Raw genomic sequence first — 23,181 nt, forward strand, 5'->3', positions numbered from 1 at the left:
TGTATAAAATTACCATTATAAAATAAAATCAGTACTTGGGATTTAAAATATCTCTTGTAATTAAAGGATCTAATCCGTAGCAACAACCCATACAGGCTCTATTATTGTTTTTCTTAAAAAATAATGTGTAAATATCCTAAAGAAATTTAGTCACTAAAAAGTAACTTCTTTTATATACATGGACAAGATGTTATCTTAAGAAAAAGTAAGCCGCTTTAGCTCAGTTGGTAGAGCACATCATTCGTAATGATGGGGCCACGTGTTCGAATCACGTAAGCGGCACCAAAATTAATTGTTTGACTTCAAGTATCCTTGATATGCTTTATTTAACATGCGAAATTAATAGCTTTTAGATTTTATCCCCTCATAATTGTTATTCTACATTAAATCTGCACAATACATAAAGAAGACATATTAGCTTTCATCAGAAGGAACAACAGAATACTTTTTAATAAATTTAAATTGTAGCAAACTAAATAACATAGTAAGCGGAATAATTGCGGATATTTTAAATAGAGCCCAAAATTCTGTAGAGAAATTCCGTCTTATTATTTCATTAAGTATTGCCAGAAATATGAAAAATATTCCCCACCGCAGAGTAAGCTTACGCCAGCCTTCTGCAGTTAAGCAAAAAACCTCACCAAAGAATAAACTTAATAATGACTTACCTAATACAAGACCCCCGAGAAGAACGCTTGCAAAGAGCATATAAATAACTGTTGGTTTGAGCTTTATAAAAGATTCATCGTGAAACCAAAGAGTCAGCGCTCCGAAAAATAACACGAATCCCCCAGAAACGAACAAAACAACCGGAAAAGAACGCAAAATAAACCACGATAATATTAATGATATAATCGTTGCAATCATAAATAAACCAGTAGCGATAAAAACCTTTCCTCCAAAAGAATGAACTATTCCAAATTTGCTTATCCATTTTTCATCGTAGTCATAAAAATTAGACAAAAAAAACACTAAAAGAGGACCAATCTCCAAAAAAAACTTAATCAGTTGACTATTTGATGCTATTTTTTTTGATTGTTCTTTAAATTGTGTTGTCATGTGCACCAACTCTCTCATACTCAGATAATCCAGTAATAGCTTTTGCAAAATCCCTTGCAACAAAAGGCTCAAGATCACTTTCCTTTTCACCAATACCAATAAAATAAACAGGCAATTGATATTTCATTGAAATAGCAACAAGAATACCACCACGCGCTGTCCCATCAAGTTTTGTCATAACAAGACCTGTAACCCCAACAACATCCCGAAACATTTCTACTTGATTCAAGGCATTTTGTCCAACAGTAGCATCAAGAACCTGAAGAACTGCATGAGGAGCATTTGAATCAAACTTTCGCAACACCCGTGCTATTTTTTTCAGTTCCTCCATCAAGCCAATCTTGTTCTGAAGACGACCGGCTGTATCAATAATAAGAACATCCTTTTTCTTTTCCTTTGCTTGTTTAAAAGCCTCATAAGCAAGAGCTGCTGCATCACCTCCAACTTTAGCACTTATAAAATCAGAGGAAGTCCGATCTGCCCACACCTTAAGCTGTTCAACAGCTGCTGCGCGGAATGTATCACCTGCAGCGAGCATAACCTTTAACCCCGAATCAGAAAGTTTTGCAGCTAATTTCCCAATAGTAGTCGTTTTTCCAACACCATTAACACCAACAACAAGAATAACATTTGGCTTGTTAGAAACATTCAATTCAAAAGGCTGAGAAACTGGTACTAATATTTTTTCTATCTCTGTACTCAGAATATGTATTACCTCTGCAGAGGACACATCCTTTTTATAACGTTCAGTAGACAAAACGTTTGTAATCCGCGTTGCTAAATCGACTCCCAAATCAGAACGAATTAATAAGGATTCAAGTTCTTCAAGAATACTTTCATCAAGTTTACTTTTAGTTAAAAGATTACCAATATCTTTTTTTAACTGTGACGACGTCTGAAACAAACTGGTTGTTAGTTTTTGAAACCAGCTAAAGTGATCATCTTGTGACACTTTATCAGGAAAAGATTCTTCAATCTTTATCTCTTCAGCTCTTGATGAAGAATCTTCTTGCGTTGTATTACAAACTTCAGAAGAACAATCTGATGTTTTTTGAGAAGATAAAAAATCTGAATTTTTCTTGAACGAGAGAAACTTCGTGAAAAAATCCATTGCCACCTCAAAATAATTTATTTTTAAATACATAAATAAATGCCTATGAAATAGCTAAAGTCAATCAAATTTCTTTATAAAAAGATCTCAGATTATTTAATAAGCCATGCGAAGCTTTAAAAATAAAAGCTCTTTCCTAGTATAATTAGTCGTACTGAAAGTTTTACTCATATAAAAGAATGAGTTTTTATCCATGCTCCTGTTTTAGAATCAAGCTTTCCAGCCCACTCTTTTTCTGCTGGTCCGGTCATGATAACATGGCCATCATCGCGCCAATGAATCATTAATTTTCCACCGGGCATCTCAACAAGAACAGTGCGATCTGTACGACCAATACGAATAGATGAAACAGCAGCAGCACAGGCTGCTGAGCCACAAGCAAGTGTTAAACCTACGCCACGCTCCCAAGTACACAATTGAAGAGAAGATTTAGACGTAATTTTTGCCAAAGAAACATTAATACCTTCAGTAAACATAGGATCGTTTTCAACATGCTTTCCTATATTTGATAAATCATAATCAGAAAAATTCTTTTCAATCCAGAATATTATATGAGGATTCCCCATAGAAAGAACCGACGGTGAATCCAATATAAATCCAGAATCAATAGAACCCACCTGAAAGTCAATACAACTGGTATCATCAAATTTTCTGGCAAGGGGAACATCTTTCCAATCTAAAAGAGGTACACACATATCAACAGATATTAATCCATCCATATGCTGTTCAGCATTTAATAAGCCACGCAAAGTTTCAAAAGTAAAAGTTTTTTGTCCTGTTTCTTTTGCAAGAAAGTCAACAACACAACGAGTACCATTACCACAAGCTCCTACTTCTGACCCATCACGATTCAAAATAAAAATTTTAGCATCTGCTGATAGTGTATTTGAGCGATAAACAACCATCATTTGATCAAACTGCGTTCTTTCATCAGAAGACAAAGAAGAAACAACGTCAGGAGCTATTGTTGTATTGCAATCTCGCATATCAACAACAAGTATTTTGTTTCCTATACCATTCATTTTTACAAAATTTACCATACCCATTGAAGATTACCTTCTGCTATTTCTCAAATTACAATAAGAATGCAAAATTATTCGTTATGCTATGGTAATTTGACTTCAGTCATCAAACAAAAAAGTTCAATAGCTCAATCAGATTTTAAAATAATTTATGCACAATATAGTATCAAGAACATTCGACTTGATATTGGAGACATACCACGATATCTTTTATCAAAAGGCCATGACTATATTCTACATGCACTCACTTTTGAACAAATACTGCAACATGAAAATAATTCAACTCCTATGGCTAAGGATACTAAGCGATGTTTAAAAATCTTCAAGAACGTATCGGCCTCATTTTTAATGACCTGACTGGTAGAGGTGTTTTATCAGAAGCTGATATATCAAAAGCCTTACGTGAAGTGCGCCGTGCACTCCTAGAAGCAGACGTAGCCCTTGAAGTTGTTCGATCTTTTATTGAAAGAGTCCAAGAAAAAGCCCTTGGAAAAGAAGTGCTGAAAAGCATAAAACCAGGTCAAATGGTCATCAAGATTGTCCATGATGAGCTTGTGGAAATTCTCGGGAAAGAAAACATAGAATTGGATCTTAACGCTCCAGCCCCAGTTGTTATTATGATAATCGGTCTTCAAGGATCTGGTAAAACAACAACAACTGCCAAGATTGCAAATCGTTTGAAAACTCTTAAGAAGAAAAAATCCCTTATTGCATCTCTTGACACATATCGTCCAGCTGCACAGCAACAATTAGAGCAGCTTGGACAACAAATTCAAGTTGATACTCTTCCTATTATAAAAGACCAGTCCCCTCTAGAAATAGCCAATCGAGCTACACATACTGCATTGCTCGGAGGCTACGATGTTGTTATTTTAGATACTGCTGGACGCAACCATCTTGACGAAACCCTGATGAACGAGATTGTTACAATAAAACACCAAAATAATCCTCATGAAGTTTTATTGGTAGCTGATGCACTAACAGGACAGGATGCAGTAAATCTTGCCCGTAGCTTTGATCAGCATGTTAACATAACAGGTCTTATATTAACACGTATGGATGGAGATGGCCGCGGTGGAGCAGCTCTCTCAATGCGGGCTGTTACAGGTAAACCTATAAAAATGATAGGTGTAGGCGAAAAAATAGATGATATCGCTGAATTTCATCCAAAACGAATTGCAGATCGAATTCTCGGTATGGGTGATATTGTTTCTTTAGTAGAGAAAGCGGCAAGTACTATTAATGCAGAAAAAACAGCAGAAATAGCAAAAAAAATAGCTAAAGGAAGGTTTGGTCTTGATGATTTTGCAGAGCAGTTACGTCAAATCCAAAACCTTGGTAGCATGAATTCAATATTAAGCATGATACCTGGTATGAGTAATATCAAAGATAAGGTAATCTCCGCAGGAATAGACGATAATTTTTGCAAACGCAACCTTGCAATTATATCTTCTATGACCAAAGAAGAACGTCTTAATCCTGATATTATTAAAAACTCTCGAAAAAAACGTATCGCTAAAGGCTCAGGTTCTGACTCATCGCAAATCAATAGGCTTTTAAAAACATATCGTCAAATGTCAGATATGATGAAAATTATGGGAGGGAAAAACAAAAGTGGGCTTATTCAGAAACTGATAGGCAGTGGAATAGACGACAAAATAGAAAAGTTACCAACTCCCTCAAAAGCTGATTCTTTAACCTTAGATCAACTTTTAGGTAACAAAGCAGAAGGTACCCAGTTCAAATCAAGTGATATTTTAAGCATATTCAATAGGAATTCTAAATTAAACAAAAAAATTAACTGATCCTTTAAAACAAAAATTATATTAAAAGCCTTAAAAGTAAAAAATAAATGAAACGTTTTTGCAACTAAGAAACACATTTTCACTATTAATATCAAGTCTTTTCATATAAGATTGATAGTTCAAGCATTGTAAAAATTATATATCCTATGAAATTATCGATTTCATAAGGATTTATTTTTGGTTTTTATATAGCATGAATGCTGAGTATAGTTTAAATAAATCAAAGATTATAATAACAACTCTAATATTTAAGGAACAAATTAATGGCAGTAAAAATTCGCCTGGCCTGTTGTGGTTCTAAAAAACGCCCATACTATCATATTGTTGTCGCAAATGCTCGCAGCCCACGTGATGGAGCTTTCATTGAACGAGTTGGATCTTGGAACCCAATGCTGCCTAAAGACAACGCGTCAAGAGTCGTCCTTAATTTTGAGCGTATCCAGCATTGGATGAAACAAGGAGCGCAACCAACAGATCGTGTATTATTCTTTTTAGGTAAAGCTGAATTAATAAAAAGCTCTCCAAAAAATAATCCCAACAAAGCAAAGCCAGGTAAAAAAGCCCTTGAACGGCTTGCTTCCAAGCAGAAAAGAGATGAAATGGTTGCAAATGCAACTCAACAAGCCTAGATCTTTTGAAGATATATATTTTACTCATAGAAAATATATGTTTTATAAGAAAAACTCTGAAAGCTCTAAAAAGGCAATTTTAATATCATGGTAAACCTCGAAAAGTTTGTGCTAATATGTACTATTGGCACACCACATGGCTTAAAGGGTGAGTTGCATGTACGTTCTTATGCCAATGTCCCCTTAGCATTAGGTCATTATGGAATTCTATATGCATTGGATGGCCGCAAATTTAAAATTGTTACTCTATTTCAGAAAAAAAATAAAATTATTGTCTTGTTCGATGGAATAAGAAATCGAGTTGATGCAGAAAAATTGAATAAACTTGATCTCTATATCAAACGTAATAGTATGGATAATAATCTTTTAGAAGAAGATGAATTTTTTTCTGTAGATTTAGAAGGATTACAGGCTTTTGATTCTACAGGAATTTATTGGGGGATGGTTACTCATGTGTATGACTTCGGAGCAGGAACTATTCTTGAATTACTTGATCAAACTAAAAAACAATGTGTTCTGATACCCTTTTCTAAAGCAGCTATACCAAATATTGATATTAAAAAAAACCGTTTACAAGTTGAGCCTATAGCTGCTGGTTTAATTGATTCTTTAGAAAGAACTTTTCTAGCATAAAAAGCACTTAAAAGGTCTCGCTATGTCTTTCCATGCTACTGTTATAACGCTATACCCAGAAATGTTCCCTGGTCATCTTGGATTATCAATAGCAGGAAGAGCACTTAAAAGCGGTATATGGTCTATAAATCCAATCCAAGTACGTGATTTTGCACTAGATACTCACCGCAGTGTAGATGACACACCCGCTGGCGGTGGTTCAGGTATGATTTTAAAACCAGATGTGTTGGCACGTGCTATTGATTATGCATCAGAATCTTATTCCATAAAAGGTCTTGTTAATATACCTCAATTGCTAATGAGTCCTCGTGGACAACCTCTAACACAAGAACGTATAAAAAACATTGCTATGTGCCCTGGGGTTATTATAATATGTGGACGTTTTGAAGGTGTTGACGAACGTGTTATCGAAGCACGTTCTCTTGAAGAAATTTCAATAGGTGATTATATTTTATCAGGAGGCGAGGCAGCTGCACTCGTTTTACTGGATGCTATAGTTCGTTTGCTCCCTAGTGTTATAGGGAATAAAAATTCTATTCTTCATGAAAGCTTCGAGAATGGACTTTTAGAGTATCCACAATACACAAAACCAAGAGTATGGGAAGGGTTAAAGATACCTGATATTCTGAGTTCTGGTCATCATAGAGGAATAGAAAAATGGCGCCAAGAAAAATCACTAACCCTAACAAGAAAGCGTCGGCCTGACCTCCTCGTTAAAAAAAGAGAAATCTCATGAGAAACATTTAAAATTATATACTTTTATCACACAATTTTTTTGAAAAACTCAAATACCTAGATAAAATTTATATATTTAGATAAAAATTGAAGTTGTTCATTATTAGAAAAAAAATCCCATAATATACTATATGGTTGAAGAGCATTAACGTTATATCATTCTAAAATTAGGAGCTAGCGATGAATATTATCAAGCAGTTAGAATCTGAACAAATCGCCAAAATAGAATCTGAGCGAGTATTACCGGTATTCTCATCTGGAGACACGATCTCTGTAAAAGTTCTTGTTACAGAAGGAAGCCGAAGTCGTTTCCAAGCCTATGAAGGTATATGTATAGGACGTTCTGGCAGTGGTCTTAATGAAAATTTTACCGTTCGAAAAATTAGCTATGGCGGTGTAGGTGTTGAACGTGTTTTTCCATTTTATTCTCCATTGATACAAGATGTTGAAGTTATACGTCGAGGTAAGGTTCGTCGTGCCAAACTTTATTATCTTAGAAAATTAAGTGGAAAAGCTGCACGAATAGTAGAGAATGTTGGAAAACGCGCCCGTAGTCTGAATGAAGCAGTTAGAAAAGAAAATGCTGCTAAAAATAGCTCTAAGGCTAAAAATTAGAGACGAATTAATCTTATGAAGATAATCATACTATTTTTTACTCAATGAAGCTTTGGATTTGAAAAATATCATAAGGGAAAAGAGGCTTAAGGAAATTAATTTTTTTAGTATCCAGGAGATTTCCCAGTTACGCCAAAAAATAACTGGAAGTTTTTGATCTTTGAAATCATATTAAAGACTCTTATTGGAGGGCTTGAGATGAAACAGGCAGAAATTGGAGTAATAGGCCTTGGAGTTATGGGCTCAAATATTGCCCTTAATATCGCCGAAAAAGGTTATCTCGTATCGGTTTATAACCGTGAGCCTGAATGGGTCGATTCTTTCATGCAAAAAGCAGGTAACCTTTCTGAAAGAATTATTGCAACAAAAACTTTAGAAGATTTAGTGTCATCTATTCGCCCACCTCGTCCAATATTAATCATGATAACAGCTGGATCACCTGTCGATATGATAATAGACGAGTTGACACCGTTGTTGTCTAAAGGAGATATCCTGATAGATGGTGGAAATACTAATTTTCGTGATACACAAGTACGTTGTACAAGACTCACTCATAAATGTATCTCTTTTATTGGTATGGGCGTTTCAGGCGGAAAGGAAGGTGCCAGACATGGTCCATCACTTATGGTTGGAGCAACTCCTGAAGCATACGATTGCATTAAGAAAATTTTGACATCAATATCTGCAAATTATAATGGTGAACCTTGTTGCGCCCTACTTGGACCTGATGGAGCAGGACATTTTGTAAAGACAATCCACAATGGAATTGAATATGCAGATATGCAGATGATAGCTGAAATTTATGGGATTCTACGAGACAAAGTTGGAAAAAGCACCTCTGAAATAAGCGATATATTTTATCGTTGGAAATCTGGACGACTCAATTCATACTTAATTGAGGTTACAGCGGAAATACTTTCAACTAAAGATCAATTAACTGGTAATCCTATAGTTGACATCATTGTTGATAAAGCAAACCAAAAAGGAACAGGAAAATGGTTCATTATAGAAAGTCAGGAATTAGCTGTCCCTGTAACAACTATTGAAGCTGCAGTTACTGCTCGTAATATTTCATGTTATAAAATTGACCGTGAGCAAATGGAAGCACTTTTTGGTCAAAAAAACAGTGATTCTTTTGAAGAATCTAGTGACTTAATAAAAGATTTAGAACTAGCTCTTTATGCTAGTAAAATTATTGCTTACACGCAGGGATTTTCAATGCTTGCAAAAGCATCAGATACATACTCCTGGAAATTAAAAATGGAAAGCATAGCTTGCATTTGGCGTGCAGGCTGTATTATTCGTTCGCAACTTCTTGATGATATATCAGAAGCTTTCATGAATATTGACTCATATCATAAAAATCTTCTTCAAACTCCAATCTTTTCAAAAAAATAAAAGAAGCAATACCTTCATTACGTCGTATTGTAACATCTTGTGTTAAATCTGGCTATCCGATTCCATCTCTTTCAGCTGCTCTCTCTTACTTTGATTCATATAAGCAAAGTCGAGGAACTGCTAATCTTATTCAAGCCCAGCGTGATTTTTTTGGCAACCATGGATTTGAAAGAACAGATGGATCTCTGGAGAGACATGGACCATGGAGACAATAAAAATTTTAAGTTTATTCCCTTACTTTAGAAAGAAAAGAATTTATAAAATAAGCGGTGAAGTTTTTCATCATTTCAGAATAAATCTTTAGACCACTCTCTATTAAAGATACTTCAGGATCAAGCACACCTCTGAATGATTTATAAGAAAAATTAGAAGAAGCTGGAAGATAGACTTGATATGTCAGATAGTTCATATGGGTTTATTTTTGTGTTATCCTAGAAACAATTTAAGTCTAAGCGTGTAAAAGCAGTCATATAATCTCTAGATTATCTGAATCTTTCTTTATCAGTTAAGTTGATCAAATTGATTATAACTATTTTTAGCTGTTTTAACAATTTTCATATTAATAGTATCATCTATATCACCATACTAGTCGCCAACGTTGGCCCTCACCTTTCATGAAAAGTTATTGATTCCTGCTACTCTTAAAAGATCTATTAGCTTAATAACTTAGATACAAAATTTTTTCCGCAGCGTTTATCTAAAAAGCTAAATTAAATTATAAGTTGAACAAAAATAAAACTTCTTTTTTTAAAAGAAAATGAGTAGACTAGGCAAGATTATACAGTGAAACACTTCTATTCATTTTTAATTAATGAACCTTATAATGTACAAATTTAACACCTGAAATTTTATGATTGATGCCACTTAAGAAAGTTGATATTATAATCTATGAAAAACTCTCTAACACGTAATCAATCACTTGTTTATAAAACGCTTAGAAGTTCTGAGAAACCTCTGACTGCTTATAATATTCTAGATATTCTGCGTGACTACGGTTTTAGAGCACCCTTGCAAGTATATCGAGCCTTAGACAAACTGACTGAATATGGTTTCATTCATAGGCTAGAAACTATCAATGCCTTTATAGCATGTGCTCATGAAAAGATAAAACATAACAACAATAAAATTATTGTTTTTACTATCTGTGAAACATGTAACCATGTCGATGAATTGCAAGATTATGAGCTTGATAAGCTTTTAATTGCTAAGGTTCAAGAAAAAAACTTTTATTTCTCTAAAGCAACTATTGAGATATTAGGGAATTGTTCAAAATGTTTTAAAAATATAAATTAAATGAGTTCTTCTTCTCTTGAGTATAAAATCTACTGAATTGGAATAAACCTCTCCCTTATAGGGTAGTTTTTCTAATCTAAAAATTAATATTCCTTTTCCATAAAATACCTATAATAAATAATAAATGTCTACTATATATTTACTCCTAATAAATATAAATTGATTTATAGCCCATTAAAATTATATCTTAATTAAGGAGATCATTATCATGAATAATGAGAAAATTCATAAAACACTTATTAACTTAATAAATACTGAATTAGAAGCACATCTCTTTTACCTTCAAGCAGCAGCTTGGGCAGTGTCACATAATCTTCAAGGATGTTATAATTTTCTTATCAAACAGGCAAATGAAGAACTTTCGCATATGCATAAAGTATTTAATTACCTAAATGAACAAGGTAATAAAGTAACTTTCTCAGCATTACAAGAACAAAAAATTCCAGTTAAAGACATTAAAAGCTTATTTCAATTAATAGCTGAGCGGGAATTTTCTGTAACACAAGCTTATGATAAAGCCTTAGAACAAACGTTATCTGAAAAAGATAATGCCACCTTCTCTTTTTTACAGTGGTTTATAAATGAACAACATGAGGAAAATAGCCTCTTTCGCTCTATATTAGCAGAAATAGATCTTATCGGTGAAGGACCCAACTCCCGATATCTTATAGACCAGGCAATTGGGAAAATGGCAGATGTGAAAAAAAGCTAAAAAATAGAATAATTATATTCTTATAATACCATTAGAAGCTGGCGATTTCCTAAAAAGAGGAAGTCGTCAGCAATTATCTGTAAAAAAGACTCTAGTATCTATTATTTCAAACGACCTCAACTGAAAGAGTAGCAACCCCTTCTATACCACAAGTGATATGATCACCCCTTTTGACTGACCCTACTCCTGACGGGGTTCCGGTTAATATAACATCTCCGGGGGCTAAGATAAATAGCTCGGATAAGCGTGCAATAATTTCTGGAGTTTTTACAATCATGCGCTCAATATCGCTATCTTGCTTCCTCTCACCATTAACATCTAACCATATTGATCCTTTTTCTACATAACCAATACAACTAGCGGGGACAAGTTCTGATACTGGAGCAGATTTCTCAAATGCTTTTGCAGCCTCCCAAGGATGACCTAATCTCTTAGCTGTTTTCTGCAAATCTCTTCTTGTAAAATCAATTGCAACACCATAACCATAGACATAATCCAGCGCATCATGAATATGAATGTTAGAAGTACCATCTTGTAAAGCTACAAGAAGTTCTACTTCAAAATGGACTTCTTGAGATAAAGAAGGATAAGGAAAATTATGTCCTGCCAAGAGAAGATTGTCCGGATTCTTTTGAAAAAAAATTATATTTTTATCATGCTGAGGGGTATTCATTTCGATAATATGATCAGCATAATTATGCCCAACACAATAAACTCGACGGACAGGAAATACAGAATCGTTATCCATAATTGGCAAAGTTACTGCTTTAGGAGAGCAGAAAATCGTATTCATAATAATTAATCTCCAATGATCTATAAAAAAATACTCATTAGTAAATTTATTTACTATGTACAACTTATATTATAGTAAAAACTTTATGGAAGTAAGATATAATGATGCTATCTAATATCGAACTATCATGAGTTTATTTATTGGACAATTTATATAGAATACTTGCCAAACCAACCGTTGAAGAAGTGTATTTATGTGAGCTATTTTTTTCACCTTGTACAATCGGAAGAAGTTCATTAGCAACTTCCTTTCCTAACTCAACTCCCCATTGATCAAAAGAATTTATACGAAATAAAATTCCCTCAACAAACACACGATGTTCATAAAGAGCAATTAAACGACCTAAAGTACGTGGCGTTAGCTTACTATATGCAAAAGTAATTGATGGCCTATTTCCTAAAAATACATGATGTGGAGCAATTTTCTCAATAAACTGAATATCTAAACCTTTAACTGCCAATTTATTTTTTGCAGCCTCCAAAGTACGACCCTGGATTAAAGACTCTGATTGAGCAAGACAATTCGCAATTAAAAAATCATGATGATGACGAAGTGTATCTTCATGATTATTAGCTGCAATCATAAATTCTACTGGAACAATATCTGTTCCTTGATGAAGAAGTTGATAAAATGCATGTTGACCATTTGTTCCAGGTTCCCCCCAAATAACTGGACCAGAAAAACTGTCAACAGATTTCCCTTCTATAGTTATAGACTTTCCATTTGATTCCATATCAAGTTGTTGAATATATGCTGGAAATCTTGAAAGTCTCTGATCATACGGAAGAATAGCTCGTGTTGGATATTCAAGTACAACACGATGGAAATAGCCTATCAAACCTAACAACATAGGCAGATTATCTCTAAAGGAAGCTGTTCGAAAATTTACATCTATTTCATAAGCACCTTTTAAGAAATCAAAAAAGTTATTTGCACCTATAGCAATCATTAATGGCAAACCAATAGATGACCAAATAGAATATCTCCCACCAACCCAATCCCAAAACTTAAATGTATATTTATTTGAAATACCAAATTCAGCTACTTTCTCAATATCTGTCGAGATTGCTGCAAAATGAAGTTTTATTGAATTCTCCCCTAATTTTTCTGAAATAAAGCTACGCGCCACATGTGCATTCATTATAGTTTCAGTTGTTGTAAAAGTTTTTGATGCAACAATAAAAAAAGTCGTTTCTGGTACAAGATTTTTCAAAGCATCTGTTATATGAGATCCATCAACATTTGAAACGAAATGCAAATTTAATCCACAATGATACGGCTTTAATGCAAGAACTGCCATTGCAGGACCAAGATCTGAACCACCTATACCTATATTTACAACATCTGTAATTGTATGCCCTTTTGCACCTTTTAAATTACCACTACGCAAACTTTCAGAAAATTCTTCCATTGCCATAAGTGCGGCATTAATTTCAGGCATTATATCTTTTTCATTAATAATGATTGGAGAATTAATTCTATTTCGCAAAGCAAAGTGAAGAGCAGGACGTCTTTCTGTCCAATTAATGAGCTTTCCTGAAAACATTTCCTCACGTTTCTCAACTACATGAGCTTCGTTCATAAGCGTTTCAAGCAAAATTAATATTTCTTCATTCAAAGCACACTTTGAATAATCCATTGTTAAATCTTCATAAGAAGCTTTAAATTTCAAAAACCGCTTCTTATCTGCAGCAAAAGATGCCCGAATATCACAAGAATTGGTTTGAACTACTGTTTTCTTTAGTTTTTCGACAGTCTTATACATCAATGCCTACAACTTATTTTATCTTCTTTCGTATCACAGAAAAATGACGCATTCTTATAAACATATAAATCTCAGAAGCTCATTTCAGGTTATTGAACTATATAAAAACCATAATAAAAATCTACATTATTGAATTTTTACTGTTTTTTATAGTAATCCATAACGTTTAAAATTGCTGGCCCAAGGATAATCATCATAAGTACAGGAAGAAAGAAAATTATCATTGGTACAGTTAATTTTGGAGGTAAAGCTGCTGCTTTTTTTTCTGCTTCAGTCATACGTTCAGTCCGACCTTCCTCAGCTAAAACCCTTAATGATTGACCTATTGACGTACCATAGCGATCAGCCTGTATCAGTGATTGCACAAGAGTTCTTACACAATCAAGCTGTGTGCGATTAGCAAAATTTTCAAAAGCCGTTTGTCTTTCAGGTAAAAATGATAACTCAGCTGTAGTAATAAGAATCTCCTCTGCAAGAGGAGCAGATTGTGATGCGATCTCTTCTGCAACACGGCGTAAACTATGATCTAGTGCGAGACCAGATTCAACACATATCAACATCAAATCAAGAGCATCAGGCCAAACACGTTTTATAGCAGCTTGACGTTTAGAGGTAAGATTTGAAATAAATATATTAGGTGCATAAAAACCTATATACCCTATAAAACATACAATGAAAACACGAACCATTAGAGGCTTTTGTGCAAAAAATCCTAAAATAAATATCAAAAAAAACCCAAATATCAGGAATAAAAAAGGAAGAAGAAAACGAGTAACAAGCAAAAGATTAAGAGCATACTCAGATCGAAAACCAGCCGCACGTAACTTATTGACAGTATTTTCGTCTACAAGCACTTCACGCAAATTAAAGGTTTCAACGATTTTCCTGATAGAGGTATTACCCTGATCTCTTAATCCAGGAGATCCATCTTTCATTTGCGCGCGTTGACGATTACGCAAAAACTCTCTTTCAAGAGCTACAGACTTCATTCTACTTTCTAATTGATTACGGTCCAAGTAAGGAATAACAACCGAATAAATTGCAGAAAAAACAGAAACCATAACACATAAAGCAATCATCGTACTAGGATCAGAAAAAAAGAAAACATATTGCTGAACATTTCTTTTGCCCTAGATATCAAAGTTTATCATTATACGCATTATAAATATACCAATCAACATTAATACACCAGCAATTCCCAATATCATATGCCCTCTAGGATCAACGAAAAGAACACCAATATATTGTGGAGATGTAATATAAACAAGCGTGGACACAACAAAAGGCAATGATCCTATAATCCAAGCTGAAGCCTTTGCTTCCATTGCAAGAGCCTTAACTTTTGCTTTCATTTTTTTACGATCTCGTAAAACTTTTGACAAATTGGATAACGCTTCAGAAAGATTACCCCCTGATTGAGCTTGAATGTTAATAACTGTTGCAAAAAAAGACACCTCCTGAATAGGCATATAACGTACCATACGAGAAATACTCTCTGGTATGCTTAAACCAATCTGTTGAGAATCAACAATACGACGGAATTCATTTCTGAGAGGCTGTTTCGATTGCGTGGCAATCAATCTGATCGCATCTATTAATGGCAAACCTGAACGGACTGAACGAACAACAACATCCAGTGCATTTGGCAATTCATCCAAAAATTTAGCTTGACGTTTTTTATTAAGTAATTCAATAAAAACCGCGGCACAACAAGAGCAGTTAAAAAAGATGCACTTAGACAAGCTAGCATGTTAAACTGAGCAATAAATAAGAATAGAAAAATAATAAAAGCTAATCCAAAAATAATACCGTAAAAATAGTTAATATCAATTGAAAGGCCAGCAGATAAAAGCAAACTTTTAAAGTTATTACTTTTAACAAATTTGTTATTTTTTTCTGCTTCTAATTTCTCTATTGTTTCTTGAAGAACTTTACGACGTTTTTCTCGATTTACTGAATCAGCACTTCGTGAAGTTTTTAATCCTTTTTCTGACTTTATACGATTAAACCGAACAGAAGATTTTTCTTGCTGTTCTATTTTTGTATATAAAAGTCCATAACAAAGAGACCCAATGGCAATAAAAACCAAAACTATCAACAAAAGAATTCTAGCATCAAAGAACATATCAAATCTCCTAAGTGTCTAATGATTTTTCCATTGCATCAAGTGCCAATGCTAAACGCACCTCTTCACCATAATAACGAGCCCGATCCCAAAAACGTGGACGAGAAATTCCTGTAGACACATGACGTCCTATAAGTTTTCCTGAAGAATTTTCACCCTCAATTTCATACCGTATTAAATCTTGAGTAATAATAACGTCACCTTCCATACCAATAATCTCAGTGATATTTATAATACGTCGAGAACCATCTCGTAAACGTTGTGTTTGCACAATAACATTCAAAGAAGTTGATATTATCTCTCTTAAAATTCTACTAGGTAGACTAAATCCTCCCATAGAGATCATTGCCTCAATCCTACTCAAACACTCTCTCGGAGTATTAGCGTGTATAGTACCCATAGAACCATCATGACCTGTATTCATTGCCTGTAAAAGATCAAAAACTTCTGGGCCTCTAACTTCTCCCAAAATAATCCTCTCAGGACGCATACGCAAACAATTTTTAACGAGATCACGCATAGTAACCTCACCCTCACCCTCAATATTTGGAGGCCGCGTTTCTAACCGCACCACATGCGGTTGCTGAAGTTGTAATTCTGCGGTATCTTCACAGGTAATAACACGCTCATCAGCGTCTATATAACGAGTCAAACAATTAAGAAGGGTTGTTTTACCAGAACCAGTACCACCAGAAATAAGAACATTACACCTAATACGACCTATTATTTTCAATACCATAGCGCCTTCAGGTGTGATTGCACCAAATTGTACAAGTTGATCAAGCGTTAAGCTTTCTTTCTTGAATTTACGAATTGTAAGGGATGGACCATCAAGAGATAATGGAGGTGCAATAACATTTACACGCGAACCATCAGGTAAACGCGCATCACAAATAGGACTAGATTCATCAACCCGACGACCAACCTGATTTACAATTCGTTGACATACAGAAAGAAGTTGGCTATTATCACGAAATGAGATGTCTGTTGCAATTGTTTTACCATGAACTTCAATAAATATTTTATTAGATCCATTAACCATGATATCAGCAATATCATCACGTGCAAGGAGTGGCTGAAGAGGACCATACCCTAAGACATCATTACAAATGTCTTCAAGTATAGTAGCTTGTTCAGCAGTCGACATGAGAATATTTTTAGCGTTAATTATGTCGCTTACAATGCTACTAATTTCTCCACGCGATTCTTCTAAATCATATTGAGAAAGCTGTGAAACATCAATCATGTCAATGAGAGTTTCAAATATTTCTGCTTTAACTAAATGATAATTAGGATCACGAACATTTGATCGATCTGAAACCACCTTAAAAGCTCTAGAAGATGGTGTTTCTGTCACGAAAGAATCAGATAATTTATTATTAGCTTCAAACTCTTCATTTACAACATTAGTAATATCTTTTTGCTGTATAATTCCCTTTTCACGTTTTCCAAACATATATTTATTCCTACTCTCAACAATCAAAATTATTTGCGCTTTAAAACCCCCATCATTTTTTCTAGAATACCAGACTTTGGTTTCTCTATCGTTACACGATCGGTAAGTATGTGTACAAGCTGTAAAAATTTTTCCGCAATAAGAGAATCAGCGTTTATCTCATTAATCATTTTACCTGAATTAGCTGCCGCTCCAAAAAGGGCAATATCAAAGGGAATTACCGCAGAAGGCCTCACTCCTAGTGGTTCACAAAAATCTTCTATAGAAATCTCAGGCCGTTTTGGCATATTTTCTTGATTAATCACTAAATAAGGAGGGTTATCATTAGGCCTAAGTTTTCGTAACACATCAATTAGATTTTTAGTATTACGCAAGTTAGCAAGGTCAAGAGAGGTCGTAATGATAATCTTATCAGACGCAACAAGCACCTTACGAATCCAATCATTCCAAGCATGAGGAATATCAAGAATTACCATTGGACAAGACTTTTGAAGTATTTCAATCACAGAGAGAATCGCATCAACTTCAAAATCATAAGATCGATCTAAAACTGATGGAGCAGCTAAAAGTGAAAGATTTTCGGCACAACGAACAAGCAAACGATCAACGAAAACCTCATCAAGTCGATCAGGAGAATAAATAGCATCTGATATTCCTTGTGCTGGATCCTGATCAAAATCAATATTAGCAGTCCCATATGGAAGATCAAGGTCAGCAAGAATTGTTTCCATTGAAAATAAAGTTGCTATACCAAAAGCGCAATTATGTGCTATAGTTGAAGAACCAACACCACCTTTCGCTCCTATAAAAGCCAAAGAGCGACCGAATGATTTTTTGTCTGAATCCATGAAAATATTCGTTATAGCCTTCATTATATCTAGGACAGATAAAGGCTCTACTAAATATTCAGAAATACCGTTACGTATTAAAGTTCGATAAAGAGAAACATCATTACTATTACCAATAACGATTACCTTAGTAGACGAATCACAAACTTCTGCCAATCGTTCCAAATCAGACAAAAGTTTTTCACTATGTAGATTTGTTTGCAGAATAATTAAATTAGGTGTTGCTGACGATACAAAAGTATTAATAGCAGCTTCAGTAGATCCTCTGGTCACTTTAACATTAACCCGAGCCATACGACGATCTACTTTAGATTTTTCTATAACATTATATAATGTCTCAGTCTCACAAAATGCATGAATAGATATCCGTGGTAATGGACGCATATTTTCAATATTTTCGACTTGAGCATTTTCTCTCAAATTAGAAGAAGTTTTATTTCGAATTTCATATTCAATAGAACTCATACCTACCCTCTCTTCGTTGGTCTTCTAATCTCATTAGCTACTGAGATGAAGTTGATGACCCGGATGAAGTTGATGACCCGGATGTACTTCCCGTACCAGAAGAAGTATTCTGACGATAAGTTTGCATAGTATTATTACGCTGAGCAGCATCAGCAGGTGTCATCATACGTGGACCTAACAAATCACTTGGATTAACCATCTGCGCTGCTAGATTTTTCTGATAAGCACAACCAAAATTTTTCCAATCGCGATTAGACATACTATCTAATATGTTGTCCGTCCATTGCCCACACTCGTGGAGTAGAGAAGGTCTAATTGAAAAATAGCTCATGCGTACCACTTTAACATTCTCATCGCCATCAGAATTATAGACTCTTTCACTAATATTTGCAGAATTAATACCTTTTGATACTAATACTGAGCGAATCTGATTAACAAAAAATATTGTATCAGAAACATTCTGATCTTTGCTTGGCCTCATAATAGCAACAACCCAACCATTATCAGATTTATAATCCTCTGCAAAACCTCTTATTGTATCAACCATATCTATAGGTAATGTATTTTTTCTGTGATAAACTGGCAAATCAAGAGTATGCTCTGTCTCTTTCAGAACAATTTTATGTCTCTTACGATAATCACTGCTATCATCTTCAATTGAACTTTGCCTTGTTGTGGTACAAGAAGACATTAAAATTACAGATTGGATTAAGCATAATATTACCAAAGAATTTTTTGACAATAAAATTGCAATTCGGAAAAGGTACTTACTGAAAACATGATTTAAAAAATGCAGTTTTCTAAGTATATTGTTCATTACATGTCCTATCTTATTTGTATATGAAGCCAATTGTACCTTGATAAGGTCGCTGTGCCTTTGGAATATCCATACCACTTCTATAAACTTTATGAACACGATTTAAGAAAAAAGAAGTAGGATCACTTTCAAGAGTAAAATTATCATCTGGGCGAGACAAAGAATTACGCGATACTGGTTTCACAAGGTAAGGTGTCGCAATAATAACAGTTTCCGTTTCATTCCTATCCAAACTTTTATTTCTAAACAAGGCTCCCAAAATAGGAATCTGAGACAAAACCGGTACACCTAAAGTACCATGCTGAGTCTCAGATTTTATCAACCCTGCTAACGCAATCGACCCTCCTGAAGGCAATTCAACAGTAGTTTCAGTTCTACGTGTGCGAAACTCTGGAGGAGTACTTGCGGTGGCAATAGCATTAGGTGTCACAGGTTCAGAAACTTCTGTTTGAATACGCAGACTAATACGCCCTGGAGCCAAAACTGTTGGAGTAAAATTCAACAGGACACCAAATTCACGAGTTTGAAAATTAGTTGTACCATTTTTATCTACAGTAGGGTATAAACGCTCACCACCAGACCTAAAACTAGCACTTTGACCTGAAACAGCAGTCAAAGTTGGCTCAGCTAGAGTACGAATTACACGAGCTTGCTCAAGAGCACGTAAAGCACTTTCCAATGAATAGTGACCGGCAACCCCGCCTATATTAATAAGGGTTTCTTGTTGACCGCTACTTCCTTCTGTTAATCCTAGAGCACTGAAGGAGCTGAGTTTGTGCCCAAGAGAACTCGCTGAACGAGTAAGTGAATTAGTAAATCCTATTTGCTTCAGTATTTCACGCCGAACTTCTGCAACAGTAATCTTAAGAGTAACCTGATCCTCACCCTCAATATCCAACAAATTAACAACCGTTGATACCCGTCTGTCTTCTTGTAAAGATAAAGATTGACCCGCTGATGCTGTTTGAGTAGTTGCTTCTCCTCCTTTAATAAAAGCATTAGCCAAATCAACTGCTTTTTGAGAATCCTGAATAGTGCGAACAGTTCCATGTAATACAATATTATCAGAAACAATTTCAGTACTTATATTCGAGTCAGGAATAAAGCGCCTTAAATTAGCCTCAAGATTTCCAATATCACGTTCAATTTTAACATTCATATTGAGAAGCTCTTTTCCATTAGCTCCAAATACAAACACGCTAGCCTGACCTACTTCTTTCCCAAAAAGGTATATCATTCTAGAAGAGCGCGTTACTACATCTGCTTTTTTGGGATCAGAAACAAGAACATCGACAATATCATCAGGAAAAGTGATAACTAAAGCCTTATACAACCCAACAGAAATATTTTTATCTCTTCCTATTTCTGACAAACGCACCCTTATCACAGAATTATTATTATAAAAATTATCAGCTTGGGCAAAAAATATCCCCAAAATATAGAAAGCACTTATAAAAAATATGCGAATACTATTGAAGATTTGTCGTAGTAAGCTATTCATTTCGACAGTCCTTCTATATTATTATGATGAGAAACAACTCCTGATTTTATAATTTCTACGCCACCACCACCCAAAAATCCATGTGGATAGTCTGTATCAGGCTCCTTGGAATCAGCTGTAGAACGCAATACAAGAGCTAATCTACTCGCCATTTGCTGTGCCGAAAGTATAACTTTTACTTGCTCAGGAGTAAGCTCTAAAGTTGCTGTTGATCCAATTGATGATTTTTGTCCATCTTTTCCATCTTCTATATTTTGATCTATAGCAAGAACCCTTATGTTACTCAGTATAGTTTCAGCAGAAGATTTCCCTTCTTCAAGCATACGTACCATCATCACATCAACACGATCATTGGGCAATATAAAACCTCCTGCGCCTGTTGAAACAGAAATATCCATGGCAATGGCACGCTTTCCAGAGGGAAGAATAGACGACATGATCCTATTAGAAGAATCTACCAACTTTTCAGTACGCACTGGCTCACCCTTTAAAATAGGCAAACGTATTACAGCGCCATCCAATTCTTCAATTGCTTTAGGACGTTTATCTTCAGTAATAAAACCGTCAAAAACATTATCTGCAGGCCATGCAATCCAAGATAAAATATTTTTATTGATTCTTGCGCCTATAGGTATATTTTCATTAGACACTAAAACATTAGCAAACTTTATAGTTGAGCTTTTTTCTATCTCAACTTTTTGAACAGGGCGATTTCTTGCAAGATGCATTGCCAAAATTCCAGCAAATCCGGCCGCAACGGCAGATACGGCAAGTATTGTAATTCGAACGAGTTTCATTTTATTTCCTGCGGGCTAATAAATATAAATATATACAATGCTCTTCATTAGTATAATTATGGTTAACATTTTTTGATTAAATACTAATTAATTAATCCATTAAGTGCTATTTTAAATATAACGCTGTCCGGATAGGATATAAAACCGGCAACAGCAATAGCTAAGCCATAAGGTATTTTATCAGAGATCAGAAGGCTTGAAGGAATTGGCATACCTGTTACTGAAATCCAGAAACGCTGAGACCTAAGAAACACAACAATCAAGGACAAAATTCCTCCAAGAATAGAAACATAAATTAAAAATTCCACAAGAGATGAATCCCATCCGAACCATACAGCCATAGATGTTAAAAGCTTTACATCTCCACCGCCCATTATATTCATTGCAAACAAAAAGAAACAAAAAGAAAACAAAATAAAGCCTGCCAAAAAATGCAATCCAATTAACGAAATCTCAAAATTCATAAATGGGAGAACCAAAACAAATGAACCCAACAAAACAACTGAAACACGATTAGGGATCGTCGTAGAAAAAAGATCAGAAAATGCTGCAACTGCCAAACAAAAAGGCACTACAAGAAAAACGATAGCAGGAATCACTCTTCTACCTTTCTTTAAAAAATTTTAAAACATAAAGAAATCGACATTATATCTATATAAAAATAAATATATAATACTTAATAATTTCAAAAAAAAATAAAATAAAATATACTTTCTCTTATACTTAGTAATATTAAATAATACAAATGAAAATTTATTTTCAAAAATATTTTATACATTAATAATTAATTATTTTCTAAAATTCAGGAAAGTCCTGATCACTTTAAATAAAAAATTATGTATAATTTTACTTGTATATTCATACTAAATTATAATTATTATTAACCTCAAAATTCAGACAATCTGATTAAAATATTCCTTAAAATTTATACAGATTTAAAATAAGCTTCATATATTGCATGTATTGCATGATATACAAAATTGCTATAGAATTAATAATTAATTCTAAATAATTAGAAAGCTCCTTTAAATACAAAAAATATCTAAAACCATTTTTATAAATATAATGATTGTTTAAAAACTTTTTATTTTAAATTGCTTTTTATAGCTTGTTTATTATGTTTTTCTAAAAAATACAAATTATTAGTAGTTTAATTTTTTTAATAATAAATAGTCTATCATTATCAATGCGGAGGATAAAATGGTTGATATGTTTATACGCTGTAAAATTGCCAATTGTGGAGCTACTGCTATAGAATATGCTATACTTGCAGCTGTTATTTCTATTGCAGTTATTGCTGCAGCACAATCAATGGGAGTAGCAATCAGCAATAACTTTAATACCATTGCGAAAGTTGTAAATACAGCAAATTCTCAAAATTATCAAAGCTTTGATTCCCCAAAAAAGCTAAATACACAGGATCAACTTTTTAAAGTAAAACCATAAATATATTGATTATTGTATAATTTTACAAACTGTAGGCCTATAATTATAGGTCTGCAGTTTTTCATTTATTAAAATTTTAAAATAACATTTCAAAAAAATTCAAAGAGCAAACTTCTCAATAAGAAGCTTTTTACAAATTATTAATAATACTTTTAA

At 34.1% G+C, this 23,181-nt stretch carries 19 protein-coding genes, 1 tRNA gene and 3 pseudogenes; 10 read left to right on the forward strand and 13 right to left on the reverse strand.

The window, feature by feature from the left end:
* Positions 1 to 209: 209 nt before the first annotated feature.
* Positions 210 to 285 (forward strand) — tRNA-Thr (locus tag B488_RS06155).
* A 129-nt stretch (positions 286 to 414) separates the two neighbouring features.
* Here B488_RS06155 and B488_RS06160 read toward each other — a convergent pair.
* From B488_RS06160 to dapF, 3 genes are all read right to left on the reverse strand, one after another.
* On the reverse strand, positions 415 to 1,059 hold the full coding sequence (locus tag B488_RS06160; RefSeq protein ID WP_015273682.1) for a septation protein A: 645 nt from the start codon (positions 1,057 to 1,059) through the stop codon (positions 415 to 417).
* Positions 1,043 to 2,203 (reverse strand): signal recognition particle-docking protein FtsY, encoded by a 1,161-nt coding sequence (ftsY, locus tag B488_RS06165; RefSeq protein ID WP_051012134.1) that lies wholly within the window; start codon positions 2,201 to 2,203, stop codon positions 1,043 to 1,045. Before ftsY ends, B488_RS06160 begins: the two co-directional genes overlap by 17 nt.
* Before the next feature lie 134 nt (positions 2,204 to 2,337).
* A complete protein-coding gene (gene dapF, locus B488_RS06170; protein ID WP_015273684.1) occupies positions 2,338 to 3,216 on the reverse strand; it encodes a diaminopimelate epimerase in 879 nt (292 codons plus the stop codon).
* Between the two features lie 284 nt (positions 3,217 to 3,500).
* Here dapF and ffh point away from each other — a divergent pair, with 284 nt between their 5' ends.
* From ffh to B488_RS06215, 8 genes and pseudogenes are all read left to right on the forward strand, one after another.
* Positions 3,501 to 4,997, forward strand: coding sequence for a signal recognition particle protein (gene ffh / locus B488_RS06175; RefSeq protein ID WP_015273685.1), 1,497 nt, complete (start codon positions 3,501 to 3,503; stop codon positions 4,995 to 4,997).
* Positions 4,998 to 5,260: 263 nt separating this feature from the next.
* The gene (rpsP, locus tag B488_RS06180) at positions 5,261 to 5,626 is read left to right on the forward strand and encodes a 30S ribosomal protein S16 (protein WP_015273686.1); all 366 of its coding nucleotides are present in this window, start codon (positions 5,261 to 5,263) and stop codon (positions 5,624 to 5,626) included.
* An 87-nt stretch (positions 5,627 to 5,713) separates the two neighbouring features.
* Complete coding sequence (gene rimM / locus B488_RS06185) at positions 5,714 to 6,259, forward strand: ribosome maturation factor RimM (protein WP_015273687.1); 546 nt, start codon at positions 5,714 to 5,716, stop codon at positions 6,257 to 6,259.
* A gap of 22 nt (positions 6,260 to 6,281) precedes the next feature.
* Positions 6,282 to 6,995 (forward strand): tRNA (guanosine(37)-N1)-methyltransferase TrmD, encoded by a 714-nt coding sequence (gene trmD, locus B488_RS06190; protein ID WP_015273688.1) that lies wholly within the window; start codon positions 6,282 to 6,284, stop codon positions 6,993 to 6,995.
* A gap of 179 nt (positions 6,996 to 7,174) precedes the next feature.
* A pseudogene (gene rplS, locus B488_RS06195) lies at positions 7,175 to 7,591 on the forward strand (50S ribosomal protein L19); the annotation flags it as partial.
* 216 nt (positions 7,592 to 7,807) lie between these two features.
* Positions 7,808 to 9,222 (forward strand): annotated as a pseudogene (gene gndA / locus B488_RS06200) (NADP-dependent phosphogluconate dehydrogenase).
* 673 nt (positions 9,223 to 9,895) lie between these two features.
* Positions 9,896 to 10,300 (forward strand): Fur family transcriptional regulator, encoded by a 405-nt coding sequence (locus B488_RS06210; RefSeq protein ID WP_015273692.1) that lies wholly within the window; start codon positions 9,896 to 9,898, stop codon positions 10,298 to 10,300.
* A gap of 208 nt (positions 10,301 to 10,508) precedes the next feature.
* Positions 10,509 to 11,012 carry a ferritin gene (locus tag B488_RS06215; protein WP_015273693.1) on the forward strand — a complete coding sequence of 168 codons (504 nt, stop codon included), beginning with the start codon at positions 10,509 to 10,511 and terminating at the stop codon, positions 11,010 to 11,012.
* Positions 11,013 to 11,118: 106 nt separating this feature from the next.
* Here B488_RS06215 and B488_RS06220 read toward each other — a convergent pair whose 3' ends face one another.
* The 10 genes and pseudogenes from B488_RS06220 to B488_RS06265 form a co-directional block, all read right to left on the reverse strand.
* Positions 11,119 to 11,805 carry a fumarylacetoacetate hydrolase family protein gene (locus tag B488_RS06220; protein WP_015273694.1) on the reverse strand — a complete coding sequence of 229 codons (687 nt, stop codon included), beginning with the start codon at positions 11,803 to 11,805 and terminating at the stop codon, positions 11,119 to 11,121.
* Between the two features lie 133 nt (positions 11,806 to 11,938).
* Complete coding sequence (gene pgi, locus B488_RS06225; RefSeq protein WP_015273695.1) at positions 11,939 to 13,570, reverse strand: glucose-6-phosphate isomerase; 1,632 nt, start codon at positions 13,568 to 13,570, stop codon at positions 11,939 to 11,941.
* A 137-nt stretch (positions 13,571 to 13,707) separates the two neighbouring features.
* Positions 13,708 to 14,649: a type II secretion system F family protein gene (locus tag B488_RS06230; protein WP_015273696.1), complete on the reverse strand. Its 942-nt coding sequence runs from the start codon at positions 14,647 to 14,649 to the stop codon at positions 13,708 to 13,710.
* Positions 14,650 to 14,700: 51 nt separating this feature from the next.
* A pseudogene (locus B488_RS06235) lies at positions 14,701 to 15,695 on the reverse strand (type II secretion system F family protein).
* A 10-nt stretch (positions 15,696 to 15,705) separates the two neighbouring features.
* Positions 15,706 to 17,151 (reverse strand): TadA family conjugal transfer-associated ATPase, encoded by a 1,446-nt coding sequence (locus tag B488_RS06240; protein ID WP_015273698.1) that lies wholly within the window; start codon positions 17,149 to 17,151, stop codon positions 15,706 to 15,708.
* Between the two features lie 29 nt (positions 17,152 to 17,180).
* Positions 17,181 to 18,464: a CpaE/TadZ family protein gene (locus B488_RS06245; protein WP_015273699.1), complete on the reverse strand. Its 1,284-nt coding sequence runs from the start codon at positions 18,462 to 18,464 to the stop codon at positions 17,181 to 17,183.
* A gap of 37 nt (positions 18,465 to 18,501) precedes the next feature.
* A complete protein-coding gene (locus B488_RS06250) occupies positions 18,502 to 19,281 on the reverse strand; it encodes a CpaD family pilus assembly protein (protein ID WP_015273700.1) in 780 nt (259 codons plus the stop codon).
* Positions 19,282 to 19,294: 13 nt separating this feature from the next.
* Positions 19,295 to 20,782, reverse strand: coding sequence for a type II and III secretion system protein family protein (locus B488_RS06255; protein ID WP_081583181.1), 1,488 nt, complete (start codon positions 20,780 to 20,782; stop codon positions 19,295 to 19,297).
* On the reverse strand, positions 20,779 to 21,579 hold the full coding sequence (gene cpaB / locus B488_RS06260) for a Flp pilus assembly protein CpaB (RefSeq protein WP_015273702.1): 801 nt from the start codon (positions 21,577 to 21,579) through the stop codon (positions 20,779 to 20,781). Before cpaB ends, B488_RS06255 begins: the two co-directional genes overlap by 4 nt.
* An 83-nt stretch (positions 21,580 to 21,662) precedes the next feature.
* Entirely contained in the window at positions 21,663 to 22,178 is a 516-nt protein-coding gene (locus B488_RS06265; protein ID WP_015273703.1) for an A24 family peptidase, read from the reverse strand.
* A 601-nt stretch (positions 22,179 to 22,779) separates the two neighbouring features.
* Here B488_RS06265 and B488_RS06270 point away from each other — a divergent pair.
* Positions 22,780 to 23,025, forward strand: coding sequence for a Flp family type IVb pilin (locus B488_RS06270; RefSeq protein ID WP_015273705.1), 246 nt, complete (start codon positions 22,780 to 22,782; stop codon positions 23,023 to 23,025).
* Positions 23,026 to 23,181: the final 156 nt, after the last annotated feature.

The organism is Liberibacter crescens BT-1 (assembly GCF_000325745.1).
GTDB lineage: Bacteria > Pseudomonadota > Alphaproteobacteria > Rhizobiales > Rhizobiaceae > Liberibacter > Liberibacter crescens.